8 protein-coding genes are annotated in these 3,182 nt (G+C 50.3%); 4 read left to right on the top strand and 4 right to left on the bottom strand.

Features of this window, described 5'->3' with window-relative positions; all coding sequences use genetic code 11:
- The 4 genes from ACO6V1_RS23180 to tnpA form a co-directional block, all read right to left on the bottom strand.
- On the bottom strand, nucleotides 1–487 hold a 487-nt coding region (locus tag ACO6V1_RS23180), incomplete at its 3' end, for an IS66 family transposase (protein WP_422468851.1).
- Entirely contained in the window at nucleotides 415–1,248 is an 834-nt protein-coding gene (locus ACO6V1_RS23175) for a hypothetical protein (protein ID WP_422448565.1), read from the bottom strand. The genes ACO6V1_RS23180 and ACO6V1_RS23175, both read right to left, overlap by 73 nt.
- A gap of 36 nt (nucleotides 1,249–1,284) precedes the next feature.
- Nucleotides 1,285–1,653 carry an IS66 family insertion sequence element accessory protein TnpB gene (tnpB, locus tag ACO6V1_RS23170; RefSeq protein WP_422468849.1) on the bottom strand — a complete coding sequence of 123 codons (369 nt, stop codon included), beginning with the start codon at nucleotides 1,651–1,653 and terminating at the stop codon, nucleotides 1,285–1,287.
- On the bottom strand, nucleotides 1,650–1,982 hold the full coding sequence (tnpA, locus tag ACO6V1_RS23165; RefSeq protein ID WP_422448561.1) for an IS66 family insertion sequence element accessory protein TnpA: 333 nt from the start codon (nucleotides 1,980–1,982) through the stop codon (nucleotides 1,650–1,652). The genes tnpB and tnpA overlap by 4 nt, the downstream gene beginning before the upstream one ends.
- Nucleotides 1,983–2,067: 85 nt before the next feature.
- On the opposite strand from tnpA, the gene ACO6V1_RS23160 reads away from it, so the two are divergent.
- The 4 genes from ACO6V1_RS23160 to ACO6V1_RS23145 all read left to right on the top strand — a co-directional run.
- The gene (locus tag ACO6V1_RS23160; protein ID WP_422448559.1) at nucleotides 2,068–2,244 is read left to right on the top strand and encodes a hypothetical protein; all 177 of its coding nucleotides are present in this window, start codon (nucleotides 2,068–2,070) and stop codon (nucleotides 2,242–2,244) included.
- A 107-nt stretch (nucleotides 2,245–2,351) separates the two neighbouring features.
- Complete coding sequence (locus ACO6V1_RS23155) at nucleotides 2,352–2,495, top strand: transposase (RefSeq protein WP_422468855.1); 144 nt, start codon at nucleotides 2,352–2,354, stop codon at nucleotides 2,493–2,495.
- Nucleotides 2,443–2,598 (top strand): hypothetical protein, encoded by a 156-nt coding sequence (locus ACO6V1_RS23150; RefSeq protein WP_422468858.1) that lies wholly within the window; start codon nucleotides 2,443–2,445, stop codon nucleotides 2,596–2,598. The genes ACO6V1_RS23155 and ACO6V1_RS23150 overlap by 53 nt, the downstream gene beginning before the upstream one ends.
- Before the next feature lie 11 nt (nucleotides 2,599–2,609).
- On the top strand, nucleotides 2,610–3,182 hold a 573-nt coding region (locus ACO6V1_RS23145), incomplete at its 3' end, for an IS3 family transposase (RefSeq protein WP_422468853.1).

The following is a 3,182-nucleotide window of genomic DNA, read 5'->3' as shown; positions in this document are numbered from 1 at the left end:
CAACATCAGCCTTGCTGACTTTGCTGTTGTTCACCTTTTTGCCCGGTTTGGCTTCGCCTTTTTTGGCATCGGTGAACTTGCGGCGCACATGGTCAAAACAGCCAACCTGGGTAATGCCTTCTTGCTTGCACACAGCACTGTAACTGGCATAGCCGTCAGTTTGCAGGTAACCTCTGAACCCTTCGAACAGGCGCAGGGGAACCTCCTTGCCCCGGGAAGGATCGTAATGGAACAACACCGCCGGTTGCCCCGGTGGGCCACCCAGGGTCACCCACATGTACTTATCCGAGTGGATGGCCTTACTGAGTTCCTTGAGTACCTGGATCCGGGTTTCATCAGCATTCATGATGTGCCCGGCCCGCTGATGGTCTGCCATCAGGTTGATCAGGGGCTGCAGTTGCAGGGACAACCGGATCAGCCAGTTGGCCATGGTCGTCCGGGTAATGGAGCCGCCATAGCGTGCCAGTATTTTTTCCTGCCGGTACAATGGCAGGGTGCGGCCGGCCAGGCGTCGCAATATTTGGCAATGATGATCCAGGCCAGCATGCTGACGGTCACTGCGGATTTGGGAATGGGATGTTTGGGTAGCTCCGCCGCCTTGATAACGCGTTTTTCCTGCGATGCCTCTCCCGGCTCAGCTTTCTCAAGAAATACCGCTTTCTCTTGCAGAATCTCTTTCACCTGAACCCGGGCTGGAATGATATCCAGCTCTTCCCGGACTTTGGTGAAGAAGGTCTCAATAGCACCCTGCTTCTCTTCCGGGGGCAGCTCAATACGTTCCTGCACCCTCGGCAGTGCCGGTGACAGCGGTGTACGTCCCTTGCGTTTCTTGCGGGGCTTTGGGCTTTCCCCTGTTTCCGGTTCTTCCTCATTCAGGGCGTCTTCTTCAGCCGGGTCAGCACCACAATCGGCTAACTCCGCTTCATTGAAGATTTCGCCCTGGCCACTGAACTTTTCAGAACTGTGGCCATAGAGGCGGGCACGTTCCAGACGCAGGTATTCTTCCAGAATGGCAATGCGTTTTTTCTGTTCTTCTATGACGATGGACTTTTTCTGGATAATGTCGTCTTTCTCAAGAAGAGCATTGTCTTTTTCAAGAAGGGCGCTGTCTTTTTCAAGAATGACACCGTTGATGGTCTGGATGGCCTCAAGCAAGGCCTCCAGATCCAGGGCTGTTCCAGCATTTCCGACCAGTAAACTCAAGGCGGATTTTGGCTGATGACTGACGGTATCAATGAGTGATTTCATGGCCGTCATTTTACCATAACTGTCTGAGTTTTCAGACTAAAAACAGCTATCATAATGCCTTTTTTTATGGGGTTTCATGGCATTAAGATTGTAGCCATCCAGCAACCAATTGAGCTGCTGGCGCGTTAAGGTTATCAGCTCGTCATCGGGTTTGGGCCAGTGAAATTTATCGTCTGCCAGGCTCTTGTAATAAAGTACAAAGCCATTGTCTTCCCAGAACAGGCATTTGATTTTATTGCGGTGGCGATTAGTGAAGGCATAGAGATGGCCGTCAAAAGGATTATGCCCAAGCTCCTGCTCGACCAGGACCGCCAGCCCCTTGAAGGACTTTCGAAAATCGATGGGATCCCGGTAAAGGTAGACCGCAGGCAAAGTGGACGACGGGCGCATGACAGGCTGATTCATTGCAGTAACCCGATCAATTGTCCAGCCAGGGTCAGATTATTGTGGTCAATACCAGAAACACTCAAACCATTAGGCAGTGAGACTGTTAAGACTGAGGATGCCTGGCCAGTTTGATCCTGACGCTGAGCCAGTGACACAGGTACAAAGGCTGTACGGGTATTTGATGATGAAGCAGGCGCGTTCCCGGCCCACAGCTTCTTTTTCCAATAACCAAGCTGTGATGGTCTGACGCCGTTTTGTCGGCACCAGGCTTTTTGGCTAAGCCCGGAGTCATGCCAGGCTTCGATCCGTTGCAGCCATTGTTCTTTAGTGGTTTCTGGGGTGGTCATCGGAGCCTCCATGTAATCAGAGGCTTTATGATCCACGATCAAATCTCACCGGGGTAGGACGTGGGTTATTTTGGCGGTTACGGTTATGGTTCTGCCTCAGGGTAAATTTCGTGATCTGCTCATGGCCAATTCCGCGGATCGGGAAAAGATTTTCGGCCAATTATTTCAAACCCAGATCTACAAAAAGATTGAAGAAAGGCTGAAGCAAAAAGCAGCAGATATCCGTGCTAAAAAAAGAGACCATGAAAGTGAAGTGGTTTAATGACTTAGGACACCTCGTTAAGCACAATAGTACCATTGATGACGAGGTAGAAAGTGACAAAGCAGCGTAAGAATTATTCTCCGGAATTTAAGCGTAAAGCCATTGCTATGGTAGTTGAACAGGGGCAGGCTGCTACAGAAGTGGCCAGAAGTCTTGGTATCCATGATGGTAACCTAAGACGCTGGGTACGTGAGCAGAATGAAAAAAAGGAAATGTCTTTTCCTGGCAGGGCAGCAAGCTCTGACGCCTGATCAACAGCGAATAAAAGAGCTGGAAGCTGAAAATCGCCAGTTGAAAATGGAGCAGGAAATCCTAAAAAAGGCGACGGCCTTCTTCGCGAAAGAACTGTTGTAAGGTTTGCATTCATACAACAGGAGAAGGTGGTCTATCCGGTGCAGGTACTCTGCAAAGTGATGCAAGTGGGGCGCAGTGGCTTTTACCGCTGGCAGAAACAACAGACTCAGCAGGAGAACTCCAGGGCTGAACAGTTCCGCCTGGAGGCTGATGCGCAGCAGATTTTTGTCGACTCTGATCGCTCATATGGCAGCCGAAGAATGGCAAAAGCACTGCGAAGCAAGGGTTACAGCATAGGTCGCCATCAGGCAACAACACTGATGAAACGGTTGGGGCTGGTCGTGAAGTATGCGAAAAAATTCAAGGTGACGACGAATAGCAGGCACAAGTTTCCAGTTGCAGAAAATCTCTTGAACAGGGAGTTTGCAGTCACGAAGGCGAATAAGGTCTATACGACAGATATTACTTATTTATGGACTCGCGAGGGGTGGTTGTATCTGGCAGTGGTTATGGACCTCTATTCAAGGAAAATCGTGGGCTGGTCAATGAACAGTCGCATGACTACAGAACTGCCGTTAGAGGCGTTGAGAATGGCGTGGTGGAGTCGTAAGCCTGGCCTGGGAGTACTCCACCATTCAGATCAA

It is taken from the genome of Endozoicomonas sp. ALC013, from assembly GCF_049310205.1.
Taxonomy (GTDB): Bacteria; Pseudomonadota; Gammaproteobacteria; order Pseudomonadales; family Endozoicomonadaceae; genus Endozoicomonas.
The sequence above is the reverse complement of the archived record's forward strand: the minus strand, read 5'-3'. Positions and strand labels throughout refer to the sequence as shown.

Coding starts and splice junctions, on each gene's coding strand:
- ACO6V1_RS23160 (WP_422448559.1), top strand. CDS start 2,068: ATGGTTCTGCCTCAGGGTAAATTTCGTGATCTGCTCATGGCCAATTCC.
- ACO6V1_RS23150 (WP_422468858.1), top strand. CDS start 2,443: ATGAAAAAAAGGAAATGTCTTTTCCTGGCAGGGCAGCAAGCTCTGACG.
- tnpA (WP_422448561.1), bottom strand. CDS start 1,982: ATGACCACCCCAGAAACCACTAAAGAACAATGGCTGCAACGGATCGAA.
- tnpB (WP_422468849.1), bottom strand. CDS start 1,653: ATGAATCAGCCTGTCATGCGCCCGTCGTCCACTTTGCCTGCGGTCTAC.
- ACO6V1_RS23175 (WP_422448565.1), bottom strand. CDS start 1,248: ATGAAATCACTCATTGATACCGTCAGTCATCAGCCAAAATCCGCCTTG.
- ACO6V1_RS23155 (WP_422468855.1), top strand. CDS start 2,352: ATGGTAGTTGAACAGGGGCAGGCTGCTACAGAAGTGGCCAGAAGTCTT.